A 26415-nucleotide genomic window follows, 5' to 3' on the forward strand; every position below is an offset into this window, starting at 1 on the left:
GGAGCTAGTTCCGCGTTGCGCTAGCTGCGGAAACGCGGGGTCCGTTCAAGCTGTTGCGTTGAGATTGAAAATCAACCTGTTTCAAATGGGGTGGTTTTGCAACCGTCACGCGCCACGCTATGCGAACGTGCCCCGGCTCGGATAAGATGGTGCGATCGAGTTCTACCGCGCTCACCGCAAGTAGTCTTTGTTGCTGAGATAGGTCATGGCCGAAAGGGGCCCGTATCCGTTGGGATACGGGCCCCTTTGCTATTTGAATGGGCATGAGGGTGTATTGAGGGGGGGTGCCTGGCCGTCGGCATCCGCATGCGGCGCCATTCGCTTTCCGTAAATATACTTCTACGGCTAATTTCATACCACTTGCCGAAATACGGACGCTGTCCTTGCGTATCGGGCGTACATTGAACATGGTTTTTCGCGTGAAACCACAAATCGGTTGTCGGTCCTGAACAAGGAGGCCCAACATGACGCTTGCCAAACCCATCAATAAATACATCGACTATATCGACGCTCCCGAGGACACATTTGAGCAGTATGTCGAGAAGGCGCTAAAGTACAACTTCCGTTGTGTATTTGCGAACCTGCAGGAGTACGAGACGGGTCGCGCAATGCTCGAGGGCTCTGACATCATCCTTGCCGGCGCTATCGACTTTCCCCAGGGCACTATGACGCTTGAGGAGAAGCTTGCGAGGTTTGAGGAATACGCTGCGTGCGGCTTTACCGAGATTGACTACGTTTTGAATCAGGAGTCGGTCGAGAACCGCGATTTTGATGCCATCGAGCGCGAGATGACTGCCATTGCTGATTTTTGTCGCGCGCATGGCATCACTGACAAGGTGATCGTCGAGATGTGCAAGCTGGACGGCGACGATGCCGCCAAGCGTCGCGTCTGTGAGATTGCGTTGGAGGCTAAGCCGGGATTCCTTAAGACATCGACCGGCAGAAGCTTTGGCGGTGCTAAGCTCGAGGACGTGCGGCTGATGCACGAAGTGCTCGGCGATGCCGTGGCAATCAAGGCTGCGGGCGGTATCCATAATTACGAAGAGGCTTGCGCATTCATCGAGGCCGGCGCCAGCGCGTTGGGTGCATCGGCGGGCATCGCGATCGTCGAGGGAGCACCGACGGATGAGCGTCGCTAGCAGACGTATTTGACCTGAGCGATAAAGCTTCACGACCACGCGCCGTTCATGTTCGGGACAATATGACTTTTTATCCGTTGCAGACAGAGCCGCAGTAGGTGTTCTGTATGATGGCTCAGACAAGATTGTTCAATGACAGGGAGGCATATATGGCAATCAAAGCCATTGCAATGGATATCGACGGTACGCTCACCAACGACCAAAAGGTCATCAGCCCGCGTACGCGCGAGAAGCTGCTCGCGGCGCAGGAGTCGGGCATTAAGCTCATCTTGGCTTCGGGCCGTCCCGCATGGGGGCTGCACGCCTTGGCGCAGGAGCTCGACCTTCAAAACCATGACGGTCTGCTAGTCGCTTTCAATGGCGCGTATGTGGTCGACGCTCAGACCGATGAGGTCCTTTTTGACCAGGCCATGCCGGCTGACGAGCTGCACCGTCTGATTGATCATCTGCGCAATTTCGACGTGATCCCTATGATTTCGCTCGGTCGCGATTTGCGCGTCGAGGACTCGTACCATTGCATGATCACGCTGCCTGACGGCTCGCAGAAGAATATCGTCAAGTATGAGCGCGATGCCTGCGATCTTAAGATTCGCGAGGTCGAGAGCTTGCATGAGGTCGTGGACGCTTATCCCGTGGACAAGCTGCTGACGGCGGGCGATCCGGCCTACCTGCAGGCGCATTACGAGGAGATGTATGCGCCCTTTACCCAGACGCTTTCGGGCATGTTTACGGCCGACTGGTACTTTGAGTACACGGCGCCCGGTATCGACAAGGCCCGCGCGCTCGAGGGTGCCCTGCCCAAGCTCGGTATCGATGCCAGCGAGGTCGTCTCGTTTGGCGACGGCCAGAACGACAAGTCCATGATTGAGTGGGCCGGCACCGGTGTTGCCATGGGCAACGCCGTCGATGAGGTTAAGGCGGTAGCCCAGATGGTGACCGCCAATAACAACGAAGACGGTATTGCGGTGGCGCTGGATAAACTGCTGGGTTAGAATCGCCGATAATGCATGGTTCGGGCGCCTGCTTACAGGCGCCCTTTTGTTAGGGAGGGTGCCGTGTCCGCATTTCCGTTCGACGCCGTTATCTTTGACATGGATGGCGTCATTGTCGATACCGAGTATTACTACCTGGGCGAGACTGCCGCGTTTGCCAAGGAGCTTGGGCTTAACCTGACTCAAGAGGAGTTGAATGGGCAGATCGGTACCTCGCATCAGTTCTTCCTGCATATGCTGGTCGATTGGTTTGAGCGCGCCGGTAAGGGGCATTTTACTGGCGAGGAAGCGTTGGCCCGTTGGGATGAGTGGGCGCATAAGCGGCCGCGCGACTATCAGGCTTTGATTAACCCAGGCGCCGTGGATACGATTCGAGAGCTGCCGCGCCGCGGCGTTCGCGTGGCGCTTGCCAGCTCGTCTCCCATGGATAGCATCGAGGAAGTGCTCAATGCGTGCGGGCTGTCGGATGCCTTTGAGTATGTGGTGAGCGGCGAGCAGTTTAAGGAGAGCAAGCCCGAGCCCGACATCTACCTGCATGCGCTGGACCTGCTGGGGCTGCCCGCAAATCGCTGCTGCTGCGTTGAGGATTCGGTGCCTGGCATCACTGCCGGCAAGCGAGCCGGCCTGACAGTCATTGCCAAGCGCGAGGAGCGCTTCGGCTTTAGCCAGGATGCCGCGGACAAGATTATCGATCAACTGCCGGAGCTGCTCACGCTTTCTTAGAAGCGTGGTAGTTGCGCGTTTTTCGGGTCTGATGAGTAAATGCCCGACATTTTGGTGCGACACCTAGCATACTTTATGCTAAAGCGGGCTCAAGGGCTTGTTGAATGCCCTTGAGCCCGCTTTAGACTTAATTGTGCTGGGAGAGGGTATATGCCACCGACTGAAGGGCTAACTGACGGTAAAGCAGCGATTCCGCTGTACCAACAGGTTATCGATATCATTAAAAACGAAATCAACTCCGGTGCCTACAAGGCGGGCGCGCGGATACCCAACGAATTTGAATTGGCTGAGAGCTATAAAGTTGGCCGCGTTACCGTGCGACGTGCTATTGAGGAGCTCGTCCAGCAGGGCTATCTAACGAAGCGACAGGGGAAAGGCACGTTTGTCAATGCCCCCAAGCTCAAGCGCAAGATTCGCCAGAAGGATGACGTCCAGAGTTTTTCGGACGCATGCCGCGTTAACGGAATGGAACCGGGGGCGCGCGTCATTTCGAGAAAGATACTGCCGGCGGATTCCACCGAAGCGCAGTTCTTTGGTGTTCCCGTTGGAACTGATTTGATTTGCGTTGAGCGTGTGCGTACTGCCGATGGAGTCCCCGTCATGCTCGAGAACAACATATACGTTTACGAGGACAACGCTTATCTATCAACGGCACCTCTATCGAACCAATCCATTTTTGAGTTCGTGCGCAACCGGACGGGCCGTACGCCCGCGTTTACCGACCCGTGCACGCTCGAGATCGCGTGCGCGTCGCCCGAGGTCGCTCGGCTGTTGGCAGTTCCCGTTGGCGAACCCTTGTTTTATATGGAAGCCTTCTTTTTCGATGAGCAGCGGCGGCCGTTTATCATCGGTCGTCAGCGGATCGTTGGGTCTCGCTACGTTTTTGACATCTAGGACATTGCGTATGGAAGCGCCCGGTGGATCATCTCACCGGGCGCTTCCATACCGTTCACGGCGCGAACGCAACCGTTCAACCGCGTTGCGGCAATCAGTTTGAAATTATCTTGATGACGGGAAAAGCTGCTGGTAATCTATGGGACGTCATAGAACGTTTGCCTTATGCAAGCGTTGAAGCGAGATGCGATGCAGTCTCGAGTTCTTTGGAGGTATCTATGTCAGATACGAAGGCGAAGAAGACAAACAGACGTTTTAAGTTCAAATTACCGCATGTTTATACGATCATGTTCTTGCTGATCGTTGTCTTTGCGGTCCTGACTTGGATCGTTCCTTCTGGTCAGTATCAGCGCAAGACGATTTCGACAGCGGCGGGCGAGCGTGAAGTCGCCGTTGCTGGAACCTATGAACAGGTCGATAAGAACTACACCGATTCCGAGACCGGCGAGACCATCAATCTGGGTCAGGATATCTTCGCGGTCCTGCAAGCGCCCACTAAGGGCATCCAAGAGGCTGCCGACGTCGTTGCGTTCGTCTTATTGATTGGCGGATCGTTCGCAGTCATCACCAAGACCAACGCTTTGAATGCCGGCATGAGCCGTGTGATTAAAAAGCTCAAGAACAAGGACATCCTCATCATTCCCATCACGATGACGTTGCTGTCCATTTGCGGTACCACGTTTGGTATGTCTGAGGAGGCCCTGCCGTTCTATGCCATCTTCATTCCCATCATGATGGGTATTGGGTATGACTCGATGACGGCATTCATCATCTGCTTCCTTGGTCCTAACCTGGGATATTGTGCTTCGACCATCGACCCGTTTAACGTCTTGATCGCACAGGGCATTATCGGCATCGAGGGCAATCCGCAACTGTGGCTGCGCGCCGTTTCTTGGGTCATCTTCACTGCCGTCGGTATCGCATGGGCCATGCGCTACGCCATGCGCGTCAAGAAAAACCCCGAGTCGTCCATTACGTACGAGGACGATAAGCTCAAGCGTATCGAGTTTTCCGTGACCGATGCCTCCATCGAGGAAGAGTTCACTATCCGTCAGAAGCTCGTGCTTATCGATTTTGCTTGCGGTATGGGCATTATCGTCTGGGGTCTTGTTACCCAGGGTTGGTACATGAATGAGATTTCCGCCGTGTTCCTTGGCATGGGCTTGCTTGCCGGTATCCTGGGCGGTCTTGACCAGCAGACGATCGCCGAGGAGTTCGTTAAAGGTCTCGCCGACTTTGCGTACGCCGCCATCGTTATCGGTATCGCTCGCGGTATTCTGGTCATCGCCGAGGGCGGCATGATCATCGACACCATTCTCCAGGCGCTCGCTACTGCGCTCGCCGGTGCACCCGCCGCCGTCTACACCACGTTTATGTATATCGTCCTTGGCCTGCTCTCTTTGCTGGTTCCCTCGAGTTCTGGCCTGGCGGCGCTCACCATGCCCGTTATGGGCCCCCTGACCGAGCTCATGGGCCTCAATCCCGAGGCGGCCGTCACCGCGCTCCAGTTTGCCAACCAGACCATCAACACCATCAGCCCCGTGGCGGGCATGACGGTCGCCGGTCTTGCCGTGGCTAGGATTTCGTTTGGCCAATGGTGGAAGACCATTTGGAAGTTCTTCATTTTCATGGTCGTCTTTGGCCTGATCGTAACGGCAATCTCTGGCATGCTTCCGGTGTAGGTGGTTGTGATGTCTGATCGTTTGACGGTCCTGACGTCTAGGAGCGTCTTTACCGGTACGGGAGACCTGCCGTTTGAAGGTTTCGTAGCGGTCCGTGGCAATCGAATTGAGGCTGTTGGCACCAAGTGTGAGGTAGCTTCGTATTTGACCCAGGCGGACGAGGTAGTTGACCTGGGCGACCGCACTGTCATGCCTGGCCTGATCGATGTGCATACCTTCTATACGGGCTGGGCGCTGCGGACGTTGGGGTCTGATCTGTCCGGCGTCGCTGATGCCAAAGAGGCCGTGTCGCTCTTGCGTGCATGGAAAGATGATCATCCGGATTGCGCGGCGGCTTTTGGCCACAACCTGCCCGAAACGTTGGCATCGGATGCCGAGAACGCAAATACAGCAGCTGCGTTTGACGAGTGTTTTGGTGATATCCCCGTCGTCTGCTTTACACCGGGAGCGGAGACCTGCGTTCTCAATGCTGCTGCCAGTGCGCGATACGGCTTTACACCCCAGGCGTGCTATGCCGAGAAGATCTGGCGCATGATGAGCGATTTCCTCGCGCTGCCCGAGGTGCGTGCCGGGTATTCGGACTACATGAGCATGCTTAACGAGCGCGGCGTTACCGCCATCAAGGAGATGGCGTTTGATGACTACTACGGCTTTGCCGACGAAATGGCTCGCCGTGAGGAATCTGGCGAGCTGACGGTTCGCGTCTCTATGATGTCGCAGCCGGTGGGTGCCGGTGCAAATCTGGCATATGCTCGCGAGGCACGAGAGCGCTTCCGGGGACCGTTCGTTCGTTTTTCTGGCTTCAACCGTATGACCGATCGCGGCGTATGGGCGGGGCTTGCCGAGATGATTGACCCCTATGAGGACTCGGCCGATGCGGGCGCTGCCGGCAAGACGGTCGTCGAGGAGCCCGAGTGGGATCTGATTGAGAACGAGCTGCGTGCAGTTGATGCTGACGGCTTCCGATATTCCTTGCATTGCCAGGGCGATGGCGCCGTTCGTCGCACCGTGGCGCTCTATGCCTCGCTGCCTCGAGACGAGCATGGACGGATGCTTCGCCGCCATGCGATTACCGATCTCGAGAACTCTGACCCGACCGATCTTGTCGAGTTTGGCAAGTTAGGTGGAATTTGCGAGGTCTATCCGCAGATTCTGACGCTGGACCGGCGCGAGGATTGCCTGTCGATGATGCGTCGACAAATTGGCGAGACGCGACTTTTGCACAGCTGGAATCGCCGCGGCATGGAAGATTCCGGATGCACGGTGTGCTGTGGCACGGATTTGCCGCTGTTGATTCCGAGCCTGGGCGAGTCAATCTACAGTGCGTGCGGCGGATACTTCGACGACGGGCTGCCCGTGAATGAGGCCAACGCGCTGACGCTTGTCGAGCTCTTGCGCGCTTGGACTGCCGGGGGCGCGTACGACCTGATGCGCGAAGACGAGCTGGGTACGCTCGAGGTCGGCAAGCTTGCCGATATCTGCGTGCTCGATCGGGACGTGTTCGACCTCGATTATCGCGACGCACGCGATCTATCGGTTGATATGACGATGTCGGACGGACAAATCGTGTTCGATCGAAATAAGGAGGCATAAGATGTCTGAATCCAAACCGACGCTGCGCCGCGAACAGATTGCGGGCATGAATATCCACTACATCATGTGGTCGCTCGATTACTTCCTTGATGTGCAGCAGCGTTTGGGCTTTGAGTCCATTGAGCTGTGGTGTGCGGAGCCGCATGTGACGCTCGACCACACGGGCTACTTTGAGGCTGAGGTCCTGGCGAAAAAGGCTGCAGACCGTGGGCTTAGGTATCGTACTCTGTGTCCCGAGAATGTTGTCTATCCTTGGCAGTACTGCGCACGCAAGCCGCTGCATGAACAGCGCAGCCTGGCGTACTTTAAGCACGGCATTGAGCTTGCCGAGGTACTTGAGTGCGACCGTATGTCCGTCAACTCGGGCTGGGGCGACTGGGACGAGGACCGCGAGGAAGCCTGGAAGCGCAGCCGCGAGCATTTGTCCATTCTGGCGGAGTATGCCGGCGAGCACGGTCTGGTGCTTACGATGGAAAGCCTGCGTCCCGAGGAGAGCAACCTTGTGACGACGGTTTCCGATGCGAAGCGCATGATTGACGAGGTCGCGAGCCCGTACTTACAGCCCATGGTTGATACAACCGCGATGGGCGTTGCAGGCGAGACGCTTGAGGACTGGTTTGCCGCCTTTGGTGATGGGGCAATTCACGAGATGCACTTTATCGACGGCGACCCGTATGGCCATCTGGTGTGGGGCGATGGCAAGCACGATATGGACGCCTTCGTCGCCACACTCAACGCCCATGGTTTCGACGGTATGCTGGGCCAGGAAATCACGGACGGCCGTTACTACGATGACCCGGCGGCGGCAGATGCCAAGAACATGGCCGCATTCGAGAAATATCTGATTGACTAAAACAACTATCGGCCACGCAGCCAACGTTATTGATTGCGGACCAAACAAGAAAGGAACTGGATATGAACGCACACGATCTGATCAAAGAGGCAATTGCCGAGAAGGGCAAGTTCGACAGCGTCTACTGGATTGCTTGCGGTGGCTCCATGATCGATTTGATCCCGGCTCATGAGCTTCTGCAGCGCGAGGCAACCACCTTCACTTCGTATATCTATACGGCTCGCGAGTTTGATATCATGCGTCCGCGTCGTCTGGGCGAGAAGTCCCTGGTCATCGCCTGTAGCCACAGTGGCAACACTCCCGAGGTCGTCGAGGGCTGCGAGATTGCCCTTGCTGCCGGCGCTACGGTGATCGCCCAGACCGACAACGCTGGATCTAAGATCGACTCCGGCAAGTGGACCACGTGGGTCTACCCGTGGGGCGAGGGCGTGCCGCAGGCCGAGGTCCCCGCTGGTATTTCGCTGTCGCTTGCGGCAGAGCTGCTCGATCAGCAGGAGGGCTACGCCGATCTTGCCGATATGTATGCCGGTATCGCCGAGATGGATAAGATTCTTCCCCCGGCACGCGAGAAGGTAAATGCCGAGCTGGGCGATCGCTTTGCCAAGCTTTGCCAGGAGCACGAATTCTTCTATATTCTGGGCAGCGGTCCCAACTTTAGCCAGACCTACGGTTTCGCTATCTGCTCTCTTATGGAGATGCAGTGGCAGCACTGCAGCTACATCCACTCTGCCGAGTACTTCCATGGCCCCTTCGAAGCTACTCAGGATGGCGTTTTTTACTTCCTGCAGATGGGCTCCAGCGAGTGCCGTGCTATGGACGAGCGCGCCCTGGCGTTCCTTAAGACGCATACCGATACGCTGATGGTGCTCGATGCCAAGGAGTACGGTATGGAATCCGTGCCGGCGAGCGTCCGTGCCTATCTGGACCCGGTGCTGTTCTACGCCATGAACTGCGAGCTGCGTGCTGCACGCGGCAAGGTGTTTGATCACGATCCCGATTTCCGTCGCTATATGGGTGTTGTCGAGTACTAGAAGGGACAAAGGCCATGGCATTTAACGTTAACGCGCTCGGATTTGGCGACAACGTCGTCGATCGCTACGAGCATATCCATACCATGTATCCTGGCGGCAATGCGGTGAACTTCGCCGTTTATGCCAAGAAATGCGGTGCCGCACGCTCCGCATACATGGGCATTTTTGGCAATGACGCCGCTGCAGAGCATGTCATTGCAAGCCTCGAGGATGAGGGTATCGAGCTTGACAAGTGCGAGCAGATGATTGGCGAGAACGGAGCGGCTCGCGTGACCGTCGTTGACGGTGACCGTGTCTTCCTTGGCTCCAACGAGGGCGGTATCCGTGGCGATGCGCGCTATGTCCTCGATCGCTTTGACCTTGCGTACATGAAGCAGTTCGATGTGGTTCATTCGGGCAACTATTGCTTTACCGAGCGCGAGCTGCCCAAGCTGAAGGCTGCGGGCGTTACGGTCTCTTTTGACTTTTCGGACGACTCCACCGACGAGTACTACGAGCAGATTGCGCCCTACGTCGATTTTGCTTTCTTTAGTGCGGCGGATGCCGCGAGTGAGGACGAGATTCGCGAGCGTCTGGCATGGGTGAAGGGCCTGGGTCCGCTTTTTGTGTCGGCTACGGCGGGCGCCGAGGGCTGCATTGCTTACGACGGCGAGCGTTATTACCGCCAGCTGGCTAAACCGGTAACGGACATGAAGGACACCATGGGAGCGGGCGACTCGTTCCTCACCTCGTTTTTGATGTGCTATCTCGATTCCGCCAAGCGTGGCGAGGATGGCGCCGAGGCCATCGAGCGCGCGCTCGACTTTGCTGCCGGGTTTGCCTCGACCGTGTGCGGCATGGAAGGTTCTTGGGGCCACGGAGCACCAATCGTCGAATAGCTTAAGAAAGCGTACGGCGGTCTGGCTATGAGGCCTTGGACAGCCGATGCAAAACAATAAGCGAAACGCGAAAAGGGGGCTCGCCATGTGGTGGGTCCCCTTTTGAACATTGGAGAAGACCATGGGTATTAAAGCGTGCGCGGCTGGTTTTTGCTGTGCGGACGTCTATCAAAACATCGGCGTGTTCTATCCGACTGGTAATGGCATTGACTGGGGTATCCATCTTGCACGAATGGGCGTTTCGGTATCCGCTGTGTCGGTTGTCGGCAAGGACGAGTACGGAGACAAGATGAGGGAGGCGCTGGCCGCCGAGGGGTTCGATATCTCACATCTGCGGGTGGAGGATGGCGACACCTCGGTGATGCTCATGGCGTTGAAAGACGGCGTCGATCGCGTACATCTCGAGGCAATCGATGGCGTAATGGAGACATATCGACCGAATGAAGATGACCGGGCGTTTATCCTAGAACATGACATCATTCACACCGACCTGTTTGGCAATTGTTTGGACCTCCTGCCCGAATGGCATGATGCGGGCAAGACGGTGGTTATGGACTTCTCGGTGTTCAGCCAGGATCCCGAATATGCCTGCGAGAACCATTTTCCCTACGTTGACTATGCGTTCATGTCGTTTGAAGAGGACACTCCGGAGCTACGAGATTGGGTACGCCACGTGCAGGGATTGGGACCGCGCGTTGCGGTTGCCACGCTTGGCGAGAAGGGAAGCATTGCCTATGACGGTGAGCGCTTCTATGAGTGTGGGATCGTACCGGCGGAGAAGGTCGTTAACACCGTGGGCGCCGGTGACTCGTATATCGCCGGGTTTACCAAGGGCGTGATTGATGGCCTTGATATTCCGGCGTGTATGAGGGCGGGCGCTGAGCTGTCGTCCCGAGTGATTGGTTCGTTTGAGCCGTACTAGGGTCAAATGCCTGGAAAGGAGTACGAAATGGTTATCGACATGTTGGTCCATCCTATGCTCTACGGCGAGATCTGTACGCCGGGTGATGAGCCTGATGGATTCGGTTTTTGGTCACGAGAATTTGGTATGGGGCATATGGGCCCCATGGATTGGGATGAGCTTCAAGTCGAGATGGACGTCTGCGACGTGCGAAAGAGCGTGCTCATGCCGCTCGATGTAACCACGGCATGCGGAGGGCACTTTGGCACCAATGACCAGATTGCCATGCTGGTTGCCGCGCACCCCGATCGTCTGTGGGGATTTGCGAGCGTAGACCCGCAGGTGAGCGGTGCCGCAGACGAATTGGAGCGCGCCTTTACCGAGTTGGGGGCAAAGGGGCTTTGCCTGCATCCGGCAAAGCAGGGTTTTGCCCCCGATGATGCTGTGGCCGAGCCGCTTTACGAGCTGTGCGAGCGCTATAACAAGCCGGTGGTTTTCCATGCCGGTATGTCTTGGGAGCCGGGCGCAGAGCTCTCGCGCAGTAACCCGCTTGCATTTGAACACACAATCGCAACGCATCCAAATGTGCGTTTTAGTTTGACCCACTTTGGCTGGCCCTGGGTGCGCGAGACCGTGGCGATGCTGCTCAAGTATCCCAACTGCTACACGGACACCTCTATCACTTACATCGATTCGCCCGAGGAGATGATGCAGCGTCTTTTCACGGTCGATATGGGACCGCTGTGGTATGAGCGCGCGCTATCGCATCAAGTGATGTTCGCCAGCAATACGCCGCGCTTCCGTGCGTTCAAACTCAAGCGGGCGCTCGATACCGTGCCGATGCGCGATGATGCGCGAGAAAGGCTCTACTGGGGTAATGCCCTGCGTTTTCTTGAAGGGGATGAGTGAACATGGTGACGCTCGAGACATTGAGCTATCTATCGACTGCTCCGGACCAGTTCATCGATATTACCGAAGACGTGCACGCTGCCATCGAACGCAGCTCGGTGACGAATGGCTTGGCAGCGATTATTTTGTCGCATACGACCTGTGGAATCGTGGTAAACGAGGGGCTGCCCTGTGTGGAGACGGATCTTATGGAGACGCTTGATCGCATCGCCCCACTCGATGCCCCCTATGCGCATGCACACTTCCTGCCGAGCTATGGAGCTACCGGCAACAACTCCTGTGGGCATATCAAGAGCATGATTTGTGGAAACAGTTGCTTCTTTCCCGTCCAAGATGGCCACATCGTGTGCGGAGGTGCCCAGAACATCTATCTTGCGGAGTTTGACGGTCCGCAGAAGCGAAAAGTGTACGTCGAAGTGCTGGGGGAGTAACGTCCCTGCAATAACCCTATGAAGGAGCACGTTATGTCGTTTCTAACTTCGATGTTCAAGACCGAAAAGCCGGTTATCGGAATGCTGCATCTGCGTCCTCTGCCGGGCGATCCACTGTATTACCCGGGCGGAAGCGTGTCACAGGTCGTGGAAGCCGCCAAGCGCGATCTCGAAGCGTTACAGCAGGGCGGTGTCGATGGCATTTTGATTACCAATGAGCTCTCGATGCCCTATGAGCAGCACGTTTCTCCCTCAACCCTTGCATCGATGGGCTATGTAATCGGGGCTCTGTCCCATGATATGTCGACCCCTTGGGGAGCTGAGGCTATTTACGATGGTGATGCCACAATCGAGCTGTGCGCTGCCGTTGATGCGCAGTTCACGCGCTGCAATTTTTGCGGTGCCTGGGCCGGTGATCTCGGGCTGATTAACCGAGATTTCGCTCACACCATGCGTCGCAAGGCGGCGCTGCGCTTGGACGACCTCAAGCTATTTCACTTCATCACGAGCGAGGGGGAGGTTTATCTCAACGACCGCACGACTGCGGACATTGCCGATTCACTTCTCTTTAATTGCCTACCGGATGCGATGGTCATCGGCGGTTCGGCTGCCGGTCGTGGCGCTTCGGGCGAGCTTGCCGATGAGGTCCGCGAGCGTGTTGGCGAAGTACCTGTGGTATGTGGCACCGGTTGTCGCGAAAATACCGTGGCTGACGTATTTGCTCACTACGATGGCGCGTTTGTCGGCACGTGCTTAAAGCGCGACGGAAAGCTAGATGCCCCGGTTGATGCTGAGCGGGTAGTTCGTTTTATGGCTGCCGCTCGTGCGGCGCGAGGGGAGTAGCACCTATGGCGTTTTATCTGGGTATTGATATTGGGACAAGCGCCTCTAAAGGCGTTTTAATCGATGATCGATGCAACATCGTTTGCCAAGCCTCTTGCGGACACGAGACGGACAACCCGCGTGACGGATGGTACCAGCATGATGCGGAGGCGGTTTGGTGGGGCGATTTTTGCCGCTTGTCGCGTGAGTTGGTGGTGCGATCGGGGGTTAACGCGGTGCAGATCGGATGCGTGGGCCTTTCCGCATTGGGTTGCGACTGCGTACCGGTCGATACCGAGTGCAACGCGCTGGCGCCCGCGATTTTATATGGAGTCGATGCGCGTTCGAAGCCGCAGATTGACGAGCTTCTTTCCGAATATGGGTCAGATCGCGCACGCGAGCTTTTCGGGCACGATCCCTGTTCGTCAGATATTGCTCCCAAGATCTTGTGGTTTAAGGAGAATATGCCCGAGGTGCACGAACGTGCCGCGAAGTTCCTGACGGCGTCATCGTTTCTATGCGCAAAGTTGACGGGGCGTTTTACGGTGGACCGTTATTTGGCGGAGGATTTTCTTCCCCTATATGACCGCTACACTTGGAAGGTTGATGCTCGGGAATGTGCTCGTTTCTGCCGGCCTGACCAGATGGCGGAGGTAATGTCGGCTACCGATATTGCTGGGGTGATTACGCAGCCTGCGGCTGAGGCGACGGGGCTCGCGGCGGGGACACCCGTCTTGGTGGGAACGGGCGACTCTGGTGCCGAGGCCATTTCGACGGGTGTATTCCGTCCCGGCGATATGATGGTTCAGTTGGGGAGCACGGCGTATTTCATCTACTTAGCTGATCATATGGTCGATGATGCTCGCCTGTGGCCAGGGACGTTTATCATTCCCGGAACTTACGGGATCTGCGCGGGGACCAATACAGCGGGTGCACTCACATCGTGGCTGCGCCAAGAGCTGTATCGCGACGCCGTGGAGGCCGAGGACCACGGTGGCCCCGATGCATATTCGGTTATGGCGCATGATGCCGCCGATGTGGCGCCGGGTGCCGATGGGCTCCTGTGTCTGCCGTACTTTGCGGGGGAGCGTACTCCGCTCAACGATCCCGAGGCGCGTGGCGTCTTCTTTGGCCTGACCGGAAGGCATACGCGAGCACATATGGTTCGCGCCGCCTTGGAAGGCGTCGCGTATACCGTTGCATCCCATGTCGACATTATCGAGCGAGAGCATGGACTGCCAATTGGGCGCATTATGCTTGTCGGAGGTGGAACCAAGAATCCAGTTTGGATGCAAGCTATCGCCGATGTATGCGGGCGCGAGGTCTCGGTTGCCAAGGTTACGGTGGGCGCATGCTTCGGCGATGCCATCATGGCGGCTCTCGCAGGTGGCGCCTATGCATCATGGGATGAGCTCGCCCAAGTCCTTGGCGTTGCGCAAACAATCGTGCCCGATATGGCTGCCCACGAGTTATATGCGTCGCGTCGTCATATCTTTGACGAATTGTATGCACGCAACTGTGATCTCATGCACGAATTGGTGTAATGCTGCCGAATTGTACTGCCTTCCAATAGGGACTGCGTTGTGTGATTCGCATGTCCCTTGGCATTTTTTGCCCACAGGGGTTAGCGAAGGTCAAATACAGAGTGCGCATTTGCTAAAACTGCCGATTCGATGCGCTTTATGTCACAGTTTTTGAGTGAGGCGATGCGTTCTGAGGTCCATGCAAGCGATCTGATGAGCGACTGCGCGCTTGTTTCTGTGTTTGGCTCGGTCGGCGCATCGGTCTCGAGCAGTAAACGGTCGAGTGGAATCTGTCGTGCGTATTCGCGTCCTCGTTTGGACGCGAGCATGCGTTCGTTGACAGAAAAATAGCAGCCCGCATTACGCGCGCGGACGAGCTCGTCTGAGGTGCCGCTAAACCAGTGGAAGATGATAGCGGGGGAGTCGGGGTTTGGGATGAGTAGCCCGTGCGATTCTAGGGCGTCCAGCGCAGTTCCTGCCGAACGAACGGCGTGAATTGATATCACGCGCCCGGCAAGAGGACGCTGCACGAGCACATCGCAGAGCCGGTCAAGTGCCTGTATTTGCAGCGACTCGCTTCCGGCAAAGCGCTCGGAAAAGTCGAGTCCGACTTCACCGATGTGGCGCTCTTGGGCGGCAACTTCGCAAAGCAGATCGACTTCGGTAGAACCACAGCGGCCGTCGGCGAGCCACCAGGGGTGAAGCCCAATGCCGGCGATGATGCCTGGTTGGCGACGGGCACGCTCGTTTGCGGCCGAAAAGTCGCGTGGATCGACGCCGCAATCAAATAGACCCAAGCCCAGTGCCGTCGCCTCATCGGCAACGGCGTCCGGGTGAGCCATTAAATCAAGATGGCAGTGTGCATCAATTAACTGGGGCCCCATCTCGGCGCGCTCCACTAGTCTAGGCGCTGGCCATCGGCGCGCACGCGTTCGGTACCACGCCCACTGATCTGGCGGATAACCTCGCCGGCGATTATCTGGCCCATGATGGGCGGCATAAAGCTGGCGGTGCCCAACTCGGTACGCTCGTGGATATTGGACGGGTCGCGGGGTTGGGTCTTAACCGATTCCTCGCAGCTAAACAGCACGTGCAGGCTCTTGATTCCGCGCTTCTTGCATTCTTTGCGCATGATGCGGCTCATGGGGTCACGTACCGTATCGAAGATGTCGGCAAAGCGGAGGCACTCGGGATGGAGCTTGTTGGCCCCGCCCATGGAGCTAACCAAACGGATGTCGTGGTCCTGAGCATATTTGGCAATGGTGAGCTTGGCCGAGATGGTGTCGATGGCGTCGACGACGTAGTCGAGCTTGCCGTCCGTCTGCTCCAAAACGCTCGCAAAGAACTCGTCGATGTTATCGCTCAACAGGTATTCAGTTCGCTTGATGACGGTGGCGGCAGGATTGATATCGTGGATCATGGCCTCCATCACGTCAACCTTGCGCTTGCCGACGGTGCTGTGAAAGGCGATGGCCTGGCGATTGATATTGCTGGGCGCGATGATGTCCTTATCCAGAATGACGAAATGTCCGATGCCGCCGCGGGCGAGTGCCTCGCAGCAGTTGGAGCCCACGCCTCCGCAGCCGAGCACCAGTACCGTAGCATCGGCGAGCTTGTCGAGTGCCTCGCGGCCCATGATGATTTCGAGCTTGGTATCGCGCGTCTCGACGAGAGCAGTAGCGTTTTCGGTCATAGACATCCTCCGATGGGGAAGCGAATCGTGTTTTAGCTATCGTCATTATAGGTATTATCGCGATTTCATTTGAGCCCTTGGGGTTTGTTGAAATGGGATCGGGATTCGCATAAGATTGAAGCAGATGGCACCCGTTGCAGCGGGTTGGCCAACTCCGAAACACGTTTATGGCGTGAGAAGTGGCCGTCTTCGCATTACGCGGAGGCGGCTATTTTTTTTGAGTACAAGATTAGATAGTTAGACAAACATCTAAATATCGAGTATAGTGTGCGCGTCATGAGAGATGATGAGAGGAGGTCTTATGCCGGGAGAGGGTTTTAAGGCGCTTGCCGATCCAACGCGACGGCGCATTTTGGAGTTGCTGCGCGAGGGCAATTGCACGGCGGGGGAGCTTGCCGAGCATTTCGATATCAGTAAGCCGTCGCTGAGCCATCACTTGGCGACGCTCAAAAACGCCGGGTTGGTGACCGACGAGCGCCATGGCCAAAACATCGTATACAGCTTAAACACCACCGTCATGCAGGACTTGATCGGTTGGTTTATGGGCTTTACAAACACGGAAGGTGATAAGGATGAATAACGAAAACAAGGGCATTCACGCCACGGGGGTATCGCGGCGTGTGTGGATTGCGCTGATCGCTCTGTGCGTCGCCAATGTCGTAGCGCACCTCATAGTGATGCCGAGCTTGCCTGCGCAGATTCCTACGCACTGGGGCGCGAACGGCGCCGTCGACGGTTGGGGTCCTAGCTGGATGGCCTCCGCGCTCGGCGTGCTGCCTCTGGCACTTCTTGCGATGTTCTACGTCGTGCCACGCATTGACCCCAAGGGCGAGGCGTATCGAACCTCGGGCAAGTTCTATCAGGGCTTCGTAATCGCCTTCACCTTGTTTATGTGCGCCATAAGCTGGTTGGGTGAGCTTACGGTCTGGGGCGTGGTGCCGGCGGTCGGTTTGGTCAACGTGCTGATTTCCGGTGCTGTCGGTCTGCTGTTCATCGGCGTAGGCAACTACTTGCCGCGTGTGAAGCGGAACTATACACTCGGTATCAAGACGCCCTGGGCGCTTGCCGATCCCGAGAACTGGCGCCGTACGCAGCGCTTTGGCGGTGCCTGCTTTATGGTGCTGGGTGTTGGCCTGATTGCGATGGGCGTGGCGGGCAGCGTGCTTTCGAGTGAAGTCGTCGCCGCGGTGATTGCGGTTCTGGCGTTGGTTCGGTCGGAGCCGTCTACGTCTACTCGTATCTGCTGTGGCGCAAATCGCAGCGAGCCGCTCGTTAAGGTTGCGGAAAACTAGCGTACGCAGTTCATAGTATGTTCCGGGGGACTTTTCCCAGGTAGTATTAGGGGGTATGGGCAACCATGCCCCTTTTTTCGTTAAGTTTCAGAGCTGGTTTCCTCATTTCGTTTCCACTAAAGCGAATCAAGAATAGGGAAACAGCAGGTAGAAAGGATAAAACAGGCAAATGGCAGAGTTCATCTACCAGATGTATCAGGCTCGCAAGGCCCATGGCGACAAGGTAATCCTTGACGACGTGACCCTGAGCTTCTACCCCGGTGCCAAGATCGGCGTCGTGGGCCCCAACGGTATGGGCAAGTCGACCCTGCTCAAGATCATGGCCGGCATCGAGGAGGTCTCCAACGGCGATGCCAGGCTTACCCCCGGCTACACCGTGGGCATCCTGCAGCAGGAGCCGCCGCTCGACGACGACAAGACCGTCATCGAGAACGTGCGCATGGCGTTTGGCGACATGATTGCCAAGGTCGATCGCTTCAACAAGATCGGCGAGGAGATGTGCGACCCGGACTGCGACATGGACGCCCTCATGGCCGAGATGGGCAAGCTCCAGGACGAGATCGACGCCGCTGATGGCTGGGATATCGATTCCAAGCTCGGCCAGGCCATGGACGCCCTGCAGCTGCCCGATTCCGACATGCCGGTCAACGTGCTTTCCGGCGGCGAGCGCCGTCGCGTGGCCCTGTGCAAGCTGCTGCTCGAGGCTCCCGACCTGCTGCTGCTTGACGAGCCCACGAACCACCTGGACGCCGAGTCGATCCTGTGGCTCGAGCACTTCCTGCACAACTACCAGGGCGCCGTTCTGGCCGTCACGCACGATCGCTACTTCCTGGATAACGTTGCCGAGTGGATCTGCGAGGTCGACCGCGGTCACCTCTATCCCTACAAGGGCAACTACTCCACGTATCTGGAGACCAAGGCCGCGCGTATCGAGGCACAGGGCAACCGCGACGCCAAGCTCGCCAAGCGCATGGAGGCCGAGCTCGAGTGGGTGCGCAGCTCGCCCAAGGCCCGTCAGGCCAAGAACAAGGCCCGTCTGGCTCGCTATGAGGAGATGGAGGCCGAGGCCCGCGCAAGCCAGAAGCTCGACTGGACCGACATCCGCATCCCTGTGGGCCCGCGTTTGGGCAACAAGGTGCTCGAGGCCCATCACCTGCACAAGGAGTTCGATGGCCGCGTGCTCATCGATGACCTTTCGTTCACCCTGCCGCGCAACGGCATCGTGGGCGTTATCGGCCCCAACGGTGTCGGTAAGACCACGCTGTTCAAGACGATTGTGGGTCTGGAGCCGCTGACTTCGGGCGAGCTCGAGGTGGGCGAGACCGTCAAGATTTCTTACGTCGATCAGAATCGCTCTGGCATCGACCCCGACAAGAACCTGTGGGAGGTCGTCTCGGACGGCCTGGACCACATGATGGTCGGCGAGACCGAGGTCCCGAGCCGCGCCTATGTGGCGAGCTTTGGCTTTAAGGGCCAGGACCAGCAGAAGCGTGCCGGCGTGCTTTCCGGCGGCGAGCGCAACCGTCTGAACCTGGCGCTTACGCTCAAGCAGGGCGGCAACCTGCTGCTCCTCGACGAGCCCACGAACGACCTCGACGTCGAGACGCTTTCCTCGCTCGAGGCCGCGCTGCTCGAGTTCCCGGGCTGTTCGGTGGTCATTAGCCACGACCGTATGTTCCTGGACCGCGTCGCCACGCACATCCTGGCGTGGGAGGGCACCGACGAGAACCCGGGCAGCTGGTATTGGTTTGAGGGCAACTTTGAGGCCTATCAGGCCAACCGTATCGAGCGCCTGGGCGAGGACGCAGCCCAGCCGCATCGTATCCACAGGAAACTTACCAGGGACTAGTTTGATGTGGCAAAGGGACAGCCCCTTTGTCACACGAACTTATGCTCAACCTGGGAAAATAAAAAAAACGCGGCGAACGTTTTTGTGACGTTCGCCGCGTTTTGCTATTCGTTGGATTCTTCAACCTTGTCGACGGTCCAGGTGGCTCCGAGGCCTCCGGTGGTGTTGCGGCGGATGCGCACGGTGACTTCGTGGCGCTCGCCGGCCTGCGTGTAGCGCAGGGGGAAGATTGCGCGGTTTCGCGCGGCCTCGATGCTGCCGCGTTCGCGGGCGATCCAGTAGTACTCGCCGACGATGCCGAGCGTGTCGGCGCCGTAGGGGAGATAGGTCGACAGCTGGTGTAGCAACGGGCCGGGGCAGAAGACCTCGGTTGCGAAATCGACGGGGAAGTCCTCGGGGATGGTCGGTGCTGTGGGTGCGGGGGCCGGTGCTGCTGCGGGTACCGAAGCCGGTACCGGTGCGGGAATTTGGTCATAGACAGGTGCGGATGCGGACTCGATGACGGGTGCAGACTCGGGCGCCGGTTCTGGCTTAACTGCGGAATCTGTCGGTTCCACGGAGACGGATGTGTCTTCAGTCTCGGTTTTGGCGTCGGCTTGCGGGGCGTCCTCTGCCTCGACAGACGGCTTTGTCTCGACCGGCGTGGATGCCATGGTGGTGATGCCGGCGTTGGCGTTCTCGGGGTCATAGACGACCGTGAGCGAGATGGCGGGCTGCGGTGCCTCGGGCTCCGATGCCGCCTCGGTAGCGTCCTGTTCTGCGAGTTCTTCGGGCTGATCGTCCTCGGCCTCGTTGCCAAAGACATCGCTGTTTTGGAGCGCAGGCGTCTCGGGTTGGTCAGCGGCTTCTTCGGTTGTCGACTTGGGCGCTTCGTTGAGCTCCACAGTTGCTTCCTGCTCGGATATGACTTCGGGATCGGTCGTGGCGGCGATTTCGGGTTCGGCTTCTGCTGCTACCTCAATAGCGACTTCGATCTCTGTCTCGGGCTCGGGCTCCGGAGCGACTTCGGCCACGGACTCGGGCTCGGGACGCTTAACGTGCTTGGGACGCACGGCCTTCAGGTCCTTCTCGCCGCGCTTTTTCTTTTTGTAGGACTGCTTGGCGCCCTTGGTGGCCTTGGGCTTGTCCTCGCCCTTGGCAAGTGCGGCATCCCATGCCTCGTTGGCGATGACCGTGGCATACAGGCGACCGCCCTTAAAGACAGTCAGCTTAATGCAGTCGTCGAGTTCCTCGAGCAATTCGCGCGTGGACTCGAAGCCCAGGTCATAAGCAGCCATGTCGCCAGCGGCGAGAGCCTCCTCGACCTGCGTCATAAACGTTTGCTTACCGCATCCGATTGCATCGCGCAGCAGGCGATACAGATAGATGTGGTTGCCCAGCGAAAGCGTGGGCGTAACTATTGTATTGCTCATGGCAAATCTCCTCTTTACACATGTAAAGCATCTTACCATCGCATGGCGCTCGCCATGACGGCGCCCAAGGCAAACGGGCGCGACCGTTGCCGGTTCGCGCCCGTTGTACAGGTCGGTTATCTGTGAGAGGCAAATGTGCTTAGTTGCCCGATGCCGTGCCTTGGCTCGAGTTGCCAGATGCCGTGCCGGACGCGGTTCCGCTCGAGCTGTTCGAGCTGTTGGTGTTACTGCTGCCTGTTGTGCCCGTTCCCGAAGTGGTGTCGCTCGTCTGGTCGCCCGTGCTCGACTGCGAACCGTCAGCCGTTTGGCTTGAGTTGGTCGTGCCGGACGGCGAGCTACTGTTGGCCGTAGAGGAATCGGTGCCCTGCGATTGGTTTTGGGTGTTCGAGGACGAATTGGCAGAGGCAGAGCTGTCTTGCGTGTCGTCCGTCTGTGCCTGCTGATCCTGCGACTGGGTGTTGCCATTTGCATCGCTCTCGGTCGTGCGCGACGACAGGATTGGCTCGGGACGCTCGCCCAGACCCTCACCGGCAGTGGTGATAAGGATGGCACCGGCGCAGGCGATGACCGCGACGATGGCGATGGCGATCGAGAAGATGATGACCTTCTTTTGCGTCTGGCTGCGCTCTGCCGCCGCCTTGGCGCGCAGGCTGTTGGGGGCGACGCGCGCCGTGGTCGCGCGCCCCGCAATCTGGCGCATCTCCTGCGTGGTCGCGGCTCCGCCCAGGTGCTCCTCGGCATTAAATTCAACGGGCTCGTAGACGCCGGCAGGGTAGTCGACAGCGGCATGCGTGCCTTTGATTGCTTCGGCGCTGGCGGAGATAAAGTGGCGATAGACCTGCGAGGACACAACAGTGATGACTGAGCTCACAGCGGCACCAATTACTGAACCAGCGATGCCGATTTTGGAAGCAAGTGCGACGCTCGTGGCGGCAGCTGCGGCGCCGGCGATGATTTGGGGAATGGAAATGTCGTCGAACAGGCCCTTTTTGGGCGCGATGGCCATGGTCTGTCCGATGGAATGGTTTTCGTGAACGCCGTTGTTGAGCGCGGCCGGTGTCATGACGCGCGTGCGCGGCGCGTCAGTGTACTTGGTTGTCATACGGGGTCCTCCCGGTGTAAATCTGCTTCGTTTCGTGTAGCCATCAGGGTACCCACCAGATGTGAATCGTACGTGACATTTAACAGATACCATCAACTCATCAATTGCTCACCAAGTTGGTGGGATGCGGCTACACCCGGCGGTTGAACTACAATAGGGCTTGCTAATAGTGTTGAATAGCGTCTACGCACGGGAGCATTCTTATGAATCTTCACCTTTCTCAGTCTGATGGCTTTTTGCGTGTGGCGGCGGCGTCGCCGCAGATTCGCGTGGCCGATGTCGAGGGCAATGCCGAGGTTGCGCTGGCGGCTGTTCGCGATGCTGCCGGGCGTGGCGTTCGCGCGCTGGTGTTGCCCGAGCTTAACCTAACCGGCTATACCGCGGCCGACCTGTTCCATAACCGCACGCTGCTGCATGCCTGTGAGGCGGCGCTTGTGCGCATCCTCGACGAGACGCGTGACCTGCCGATCGTCTTTACCGTTGGCTTGCCCGTTGCGGTGGCAGAAAACATCTACAACTGCGCCGCCGTGTGCTGTGCGGGCGAGCTTTTGGGCCTCACGGCCAAGAAGTATTTGCCCAACTATGGCGAGTTCTATGAGCGCCGTTGGTTTGCTCCGGCACCTACCGATCCCGTTTGGCTTGAATTTGCCGGTCAGGGTCCGGTCCCGTTGGGCTCGGGGCTTGTCTACCGTTGCTGTGATGAGGGCGCCGAGGACCTGGTGCTGGGCGTTGAGGTCTGCGAGGACCTGTGGGTGCCGGCGCCTCCTTCGACCGAGATGGCGCTTGCCGGTGCGACGGTGATTCTCAACCCGTCGGCTTCGGACGAGATTATCGGTAAGGCAGACTATCGCCGCAGCCTCATCTCCAATCAGAGCGCGCGCCTGTACTGTGCCTATGCGTATGCAGACGCGAGCGAGGGCGAGTCCACGACCGATATGGTCTTTGCGGGCGAGAACCTCGTCTACGAAAACGGCTCCAAGCTCGCCGCGACCAAACTGCTTACTTGCGATATGGCCATCGCCGACGTTGACCTTGACCGCCTGGTTGCCGAGCGCCGTCGTTCGACGACGTGGACGCGCGCGGACGATGCGCCGGAGGCCACGGCCGTTGAGTTTTCGTTTGAGGGCGTGTTGGCCGAAGACCCTGTCCTGCGCGATGCCTGCGATATCGACCGCGTTTTCCCGCGCGCGCCCTTTGTACCGGCCGACCATGGTGACCTGGCCGAGCGCTGCGAGACCATCCTCGACCTGCAGACCGCCGGCCTCAAGACCCGCCTGGCCCATACGGGCACCAAGGCTGCAGTCATCGGTCTTTCGGGCGGCCTGGACTCCACGCTGGCACTGCTTGTGACCGTGCGCGCCTTCGATGCACTGGGGCTGCCGCGCACCGGTATCACGGCCGTGTCCATGCCCGGCTTTGGCACGACGCATCGCACCAAGTCGAATGCCGAGTCGCTCGCTCGCGACCTTGGCGTGAGCTTCCGCGAGGTTTCGATCCACGCGGCCGTGGAGCAGCACTTCAAGGACATTGAGCACGATCCGGCCGTGCAGGACGTGACCTACGAGAACAGCCAGGCCCGCGAGCGTACGCAGATTCTGATGGATCTGGCCAATCAGGCCGGCGGTTTTGTCATCGGCACGGGCGACCTGTCGGAGCTGGCGCTCGGCTGGGCTACCTACAACGGCGACCACATGAGCATGTACGCCGTCAACGCGAGCGTGCCCAAGACGCTTGTGCGCCATCTGGTGCGCTATGCCGCTGATGTTTTTGGCGGGCGTATTGCCGAGGTCTTGCTCGATATCCTCGATACGCCGGTGTCCCCCGAGCTTCTGCCGCCCACGGGCGACGGCGAGATTGCGCAGAAGACTGAGGATTTGGTGGGCCCGTACGAGCTGCACGACTACTTCCTCTACTACCTGCTGCGTTTTGGCTTTGAGCCGGGCAAGATCTACCGCATGGCGCTCAAGAGCTTCGAGGGCGCCTACGACGTCAAGACCGTTCACACGTGGCTGCGTACGTTCTGCCGTCGCTTCTTTGCCCAGCAGTTTAAGCGCAGCTGCCTGCCCGATGGCCCCAAGGTGGGTTCGGTCACGCTCAGCCCGCGCGGCGATTGGCGCATGCCGAGTGACGCCAGCTCGCGCCTGTGGCTCGCCCAGATTGACGCGCTCAATCCGATGGACTAAGGTTGCCAAATTGAACCAAAACAGCGGGTGCAAGCGTTACACTTTTGCAATCTGATGGCCCGTATCGCGCGGCGCTCTTGTCGGAGCGCCGCGTTTTTCATATCGAAAGGTGGCACCATGCAGGCATCGCAGCGTCTCGACCGCTTTGGCGCGGAGGTCTTCGCCTCGCTCAACAACAAACTGCTTGCGCTGAAGGCTCAGGGCAAGACCATTTACAACATGAGCGTGGGCACGCCCGACTTTAAGCCGTACGACCACGTGGTCGAGGCGCTCACGCATGCAGCCCAAGATCCCGAGATGTGGAAGTATGCCCTGCGCGACCTGCCCGAACTCAAGCAGGCCGTGTGCGATTACTATGAGCGTCGCTTTGGCGTTTCGGGCATTACGCCGTCTATGGTGCAGTCGTGCAACGGTACGCAGGAGGGCGTGGGCCATTTGGGCCTGGCCCTGCTCGATCCGGGTGACACCATCCTGGTTCCCGATCCGTGCTACCCGGTCTTTGAGGCGGGTGCGAAGATTGCCGATGCCAAGCTCGAGTACTATCCGCTGGTTGCCGAGCATAATTACCTGCCCTATGTGGCGGGTATCGATCCCGAGGTGGCCGATCGTGCCAAGTATATGATCGTATCGCTGCCCGCCAACCCGGTGGGCTCGGTGGGCACGCCCGAGGTCTACGAGGAGATCATCGCCTTCGCCCGCGAGCACGACCTGCTCATCGTTCACGACAATGCATACTCCGATATCGTGTTTGACGGTGAGCCGGGCGGCAGCTTCTTGCAGTATCCCGGTGCGCTCGAGGTGGGCGTGGAGTTTTTCTCGCTCTCCAAGTCGTTTAACGTCACTGGTGCCCGCATCGGCTTTTTGGTCGGCCGCGAGGATGTGGTCTCTGCCTTTGCCAAACTGCGCGGCCAGATCGACTTTGGCATGTTCTTCCCGATCCAGAAGGCTGCTATCGCCTGTCTGAACGGTCCGCGCGATGAGGTCGAGGCGCAGCGTCTGAAGTACCAGGAGCGCCGTGATGCCCTGTGCGACGGTCTTGAGAACTTGGGCTGGGAGCGTCCCAACGCGCATGGCTCTATGTTTGTGTGGGCCAAGCTTCCCGGTGGTCGCACCGATTCCATGGCGTTTTGCGAGGAGCTTATGGAGAAGGCCGGCGTTGTGGTGACGCCGGGCGCGAGCTTTGGTCCTTCGGGCGAGGGACACGTGCGCATGGCGCTGGTCCTGCCGCCCGATCAGATTGCTTTGGCTGTCGAGGCCATTCGCGAGGCGGGCCTGTATTAGAAAGCTATTTCGGCTCGTCAATAGCTCGAAACCGATTTCGTGCAGTTATTTTACGAATCCTGCAAACAATTTCGGTAAACGGTCGATTTTTGGCTGCGAATAGGAGCATAATCAAAGTCCCGATTGGATGTATTGGGATTACGGCAAGCCGCTCGGGTCGTTCCCGGGCGGCTTGCTTGTGGAGAGAGATGGGAGTTTCTAATGGTTAACGAGAAGAAGGTCGCTATTGTCGGCTGCGGTTTCGTCGGTTCGTCTTCGGCGTTCGCGCTGATGCAGAGCGGTCTGTTCTCCGAGATGGTCCTCATCGACGTGGACAAGAACCGCGCCGAGGGTGAGGCTCTGGATATCGCGCACGGCATGACGTTTGCCGAGCCGATGAAGATCTACGCCGGCGATTATTCCGATGTCGCCGACGCCGCCATGATCGTTGTCACCGCTGGCGCTGCCCAGAAGCCCGGTGAGACCCGCTTGGACCTGGTCAACAAGAACGTCAACATCTTTAAGTCCATTATCCCCGAGATTAAGAAGTCCGGCTTCGACGGCATTCTGCTCATCGTCTCCAACCCGGTCGATGTTCTGACCTATGCCGCCATCAAGATGTCCGGCCTGCCCGAGGGCCATGTCATCGGCTCCGGTACCGTGCTCGACACCGGTCGTCTGCAGCAGATGCTTGGTGCCCACGTTGAGGTCGACCCGCGCGATGTCCAGGCCTATGTCATGGGTGAGCACGGCGACTCCGAGTTCGTTGCTTGGTCCAGCGCCCAGGTTGCCGGCGTTCCGCTGAACACCTTCTGCGAGCTTCACGGTCATCTGGAGCATGAGGCTGCCGAGAAGCGCATCGCCGAGGACGTCAAGAACTCCGCCTACACCATCATCGAGAAGAAGCACGCCACCTACTATGGCGTCGCCATGGCCGTCAAGCGCATTTGCACCGCCGTCATGCGTGACGAGCAGACCGTTCTGCCCGTCTCCTCGCTCATGGTGGGCGAGTATGGCCTGTCCGATCTTGCCATCTCCATGCCGACCGTCGTTGGCCGCGACGGCGTTGTCTGCCGCGTCCCCGTGCCGCTGAACGATGACGAGCAGCATGAGCTCACCGCCTCTGCAAAGGCCCTCAAGGACATCATCGACAGCGTCGACTTCTCCTGCTAAATCAAGCTCGCTAGAGCGAAAAGCTACAATGAAGGCGTCCGGGTCCACACGGCCCGGGCGCCTTTTTGGTGCAAAGTAAC

Annotated in this window: 24 protein-coding genes; 20 read left to right on the plus strand and 4 right to left on the minus strand. The window is 58.4% G+C overall.

Annotation, left to right across the window (positions count from 1 at the left end):
- Positions 1-464 precede the first annotated feature (464 nt).
- The 14 genes from deoC to PMX70_RS03335 all read left to right on the plus strand — a co-directional run bounded on the left by deoC (position 465) and on the right by PMX70_RS03335 (position 14392).
- Positions 465-1139 (plus strand): deoxyribose-phosphate aldolase, encoded by a 675-nt coding sequence (gene deoC, locus PMX70_RS03270; protein ID WP_271742869.1) that lies wholly within the window; start codon positions 465-467, stop codon positions 1137-1139.
- Between the two features lie 149 nt (positions 1140-1288).
- Positions 1289-2131, plus strand: a complete 843-nt coding sequence (locus PMX70_RS03275; RefSeq protein WP_271742870.1) for a Cof-type HAD-IIB family hydrolase — start codon at positions 1289-1291, stop codon at positions 2129-2131.
- Positions 2132-2194: 63 nt separating this feature from the next.
- Entirely contained in the window at positions 2195-2854 is a 660-nt protein-coding gene (locus PMX70_RS03280; RefSeq protein WP_334203829.1) for an HAD family hydrolase, read from the plus strand.
- Between the two features lie 150 nt (positions 2855-3004).
- Positions 3005-3748 carry a GntR family transcriptional regulator gene (locus PMX70_RS03285; RefSeq protein WP_117786622.1) on the plus strand — a complete coding sequence of 248 codons (744 nt, stop codon included), beginning with the start codon at positions 3005-3007 and terminating at the stop codon, positions 3746-3748.
- A gap of 218 nt (positions 3749-3966) precedes the next feature.
- Positions 3967-5430: a YfcC family protein gene (locus tag PMX70_RS03290; protein ID WP_271742872.1), complete on the plus strand. Its 1464-nt coding sequence runs from the start codon at positions 3967-3969 to the stop codon at positions 5428-5430.
- A gap of 9 nt (positions 5431-5439) precedes the next feature.
- Positions 5440-7023, plus strand: a complete 1584-nt coding sequence (locus tag PMX70_RS03295) for an amidohydrolase (protein WP_271742873.1) — start codon at positions 5440-5442, stop codon at positions 7021-7023.
- A 1-nt stretch (position 7024) separates the two neighbouring features.
- Entirely contained in the window at positions 7025-7876 is an 852-nt protein-coding gene (locus PMX70_RS03300) for a sugar phosphate isomerase/epimerase family protein (protein WP_271742874.1), read from the plus strand.
- Positions 7877-7938: 62 nt separating this feature from the next.
- Positions 7939-8907 carry an SIS domain-containing protein gene (locus PMX70_RS03305; protein ID WP_271742875.1) on the plus strand — a complete coding sequence of 323 codons (969 nt, stop codon included), beginning with the start codon at positions 7939-7941 and terminating at the stop codon, positions 8905-8907.
- Positions 8908-8921: 14 nt separating this feature from the next.
- A complete protein-coding gene (locus PMX70_RS03310) occupies positions 8922-9785 on the plus strand; it encodes a PfkB family carbohydrate kinase (protein WP_271742876.1) in 864 nt (287 codons plus the stop codon).
- Positions 9786-9906: 121 nt separating this feature from the next.
- The gene (gene frlD / locus PMX70_RS03315) at positions 9907-10707 is read left to right on the plus strand and encodes a fructoselysine 6-kinase (protein ID WP_271742877.1); all 801 of its coding nucleotides are present in this window, start codon (positions 9907-9909) and stop codon (positions 10705-10707) included.
- A gap of 27 nt (positions 10708-10734) precedes the next feature.
- Positions 10735-11595 carry an amidohydrolase family protein gene (locus PMX70_RS03320; RefSeq protein WP_271742878.1) on the plus strand — a complete coding sequence of 287 codons (861 nt, stop codon included), beginning with the start codon at positions 10735-10737 and terminating at the stop codon, positions 11593-11595.
- 2 nt (positions 11596-11597) lie between these two features.
- On the plus strand, positions 11598-12026 hold the full coding sequence (locus tag PMX70_RS03325; RefSeq protein WP_117735290.1) for a secondary thiamine-phosphate synthase enzyme YjbQ: 429 nt from the start codon (positions 11598-11600) through the stop codon (positions 12024-12026).
- Positions 12027-12059: 33 nt separating this feature from the next.
- Positions 12060-12869, plus strand: coding sequence for a BtpA/SgcQ family protein (locus tag PMX70_RS03330; protein WP_271742879.1), 810 nt, complete (start codon positions 12060-12062; stop codon positions 12867-12869).
- Positions 12870-12874: 5 nt separating this feature from the next.
- A complete protein-coding gene (locus PMX70_RS03335) occupies positions 12875-14392 on the plus strand; it encodes an FGGY-family carbohydrate kinase (RefSeq protein ID WP_271742880.1) in 1518 nt (505 codons plus the stop codon).
- Between the two features lie 80 nt (positions 14393-14472).
- Here PMX70_RS03335 and PMX70_RS03340 read toward each other — a convergent pair whose 3' ends face one another.
- Complete coding sequence (locus tag PMX70_RS03340; RefSeq protein WP_271742881.1) at positions 14473-15270, minus strand: TatD family hydrolase; 798 nt, start codon at positions 15268-15270, stop codon at positions 14473-14475.
- Positions 15270-16064, minus strand: a complete 795-nt coding sequence (locus tag PMX70_RS03345; protein ID WP_271742882.1) for a tRNA threonylcarbamoyladenosine dehydratase — start codon at positions 16062-16064, stop codon at positions 15270-15272. The genes PMX70_RS03340 and PMX70_RS03345 overlap by 1 nt, the downstream gene beginning before the upstream one ends.
- 301 nt (positions 16065-16365) lie before the next feature.
- Here PMX70_RS03345 and PMX70_RS03350 point away from each other — a divergent pair, with 301 nt between their 5' ends.
- From PMX70_RS03350 to ettA, 3 genes are all read left to right on the plus strand, one after another.
- Entirely contained in the window at positions 16366-16644 is a 279-nt protein-coding gene (locus PMX70_RS03350; protein ID WP_022094448.1) for an autorepressor SdpR family transcription factor, read from the plus strand.
- On the plus strand, positions 16637-17356 hold the full coding sequence (locus tag PMX70_RS03355) for an SdpI family protein (protein ID WP_271742883.1): 720 nt from the start codon (positions 16637-16639) through the stop codon (positions 17354-17356). The genes PMX70_RS03350 and PMX70_RS03355 overlap by 8 nt, the downstream gene beginning before the upstream one ends.
- Before the next feature lie 169 nt (positions 17357-17525).
- On the plus strand, positions 17526-19205 hold the full coding sequence (ettA, locus tag PMX70_RS03360) for an energy-dependent translational throttle protein EttA (protein ID WP_271742884.1): 1680 nt from the start codon (positions 17526-17528) through the stop codon (positions 19203-19205).
- A 104-nt stretch (positions 19206-19309) separates the two neighbouring features.
- Here the strand turns inward: ettA and PMX70_RS03365 are convergent, their stop codons facing one another.
- Together PMX70_RS03365 and PMX70_RS03370 are read right to left on the minus strand one after the other, a co-directional pair.
- The gene (locus PMX70_RS03365; protein ID WP_271742885.1) at positions 19310-20617 is read right to left on the minus strand and encodes a hypothetical protein; all 1308 of its coding nucleotides are present in this window, start codon (positions 20615-20617) and stop codon (positions 19310-19312) included.
- 139 nt (positions 20618-20756) lie between these two features.
- A complete protein-coding gene (locus PMX70_RS03370) occupies positions 20757-21719 on the minus strand; it encodes a hypothetical protein (protein ID WP_271742886.1) in 963 nt (320 codons plus the stop codon).
- Positions 21720-21922: 203 nt separating this feature from the next.
- Here PMX70_RS03370 and PMX70_RS03375 point away from each other — a divergent pair, with 203 nt between their 5' ends.
- From PMX70_RS03375 to PMX70_RS03385, 3 genes are all read left to right on the plus strand, one after another.
- Entirely contained in the window at positions 21923-23902 is a 1980-nt protein-coding gene (locus PMX70_RS03375) for an NAD(+) synthase (protein ID WP_271742887.1), read from the plus strand.
- Between the two features lie 117 nt (positions 23903-24019).
- Entirely contained in the window at positions 24020-25183 is a 1164-nt protein-coding gene (locus PMX70_RS03380) for a pyridoxal phosphate-dependent aminotransferase (RefSeq protein WP_271742888.1), read from the plus strand.
- Between the two features lie 201 nt (positions 25184-25384).
- The gene (locus tag PMX70_RS03385; RefSeq protein WP_006234343.1) at positions 25385-26335 is read left to right on the plus strand and encodes an L-lactate dehydrogenase; all 951 of its coding nucleotides are present in this window, start codon (positions 25385-25387) and stop codon (positions 26333-26335) included.
- Positions 26336-26415 lie beyond the last annotated feature (80 nt).

The sequence above is a fragment of the Collinsella aerofaciens genome, assembly GCF_028206795.1.
Lineage (GTDB): Bacteria > Actinomycetota > Coriobacteriia > Coriobacteriales > Coriobacteriaceae > Collinsella > Collinsella aerofaciens_AX.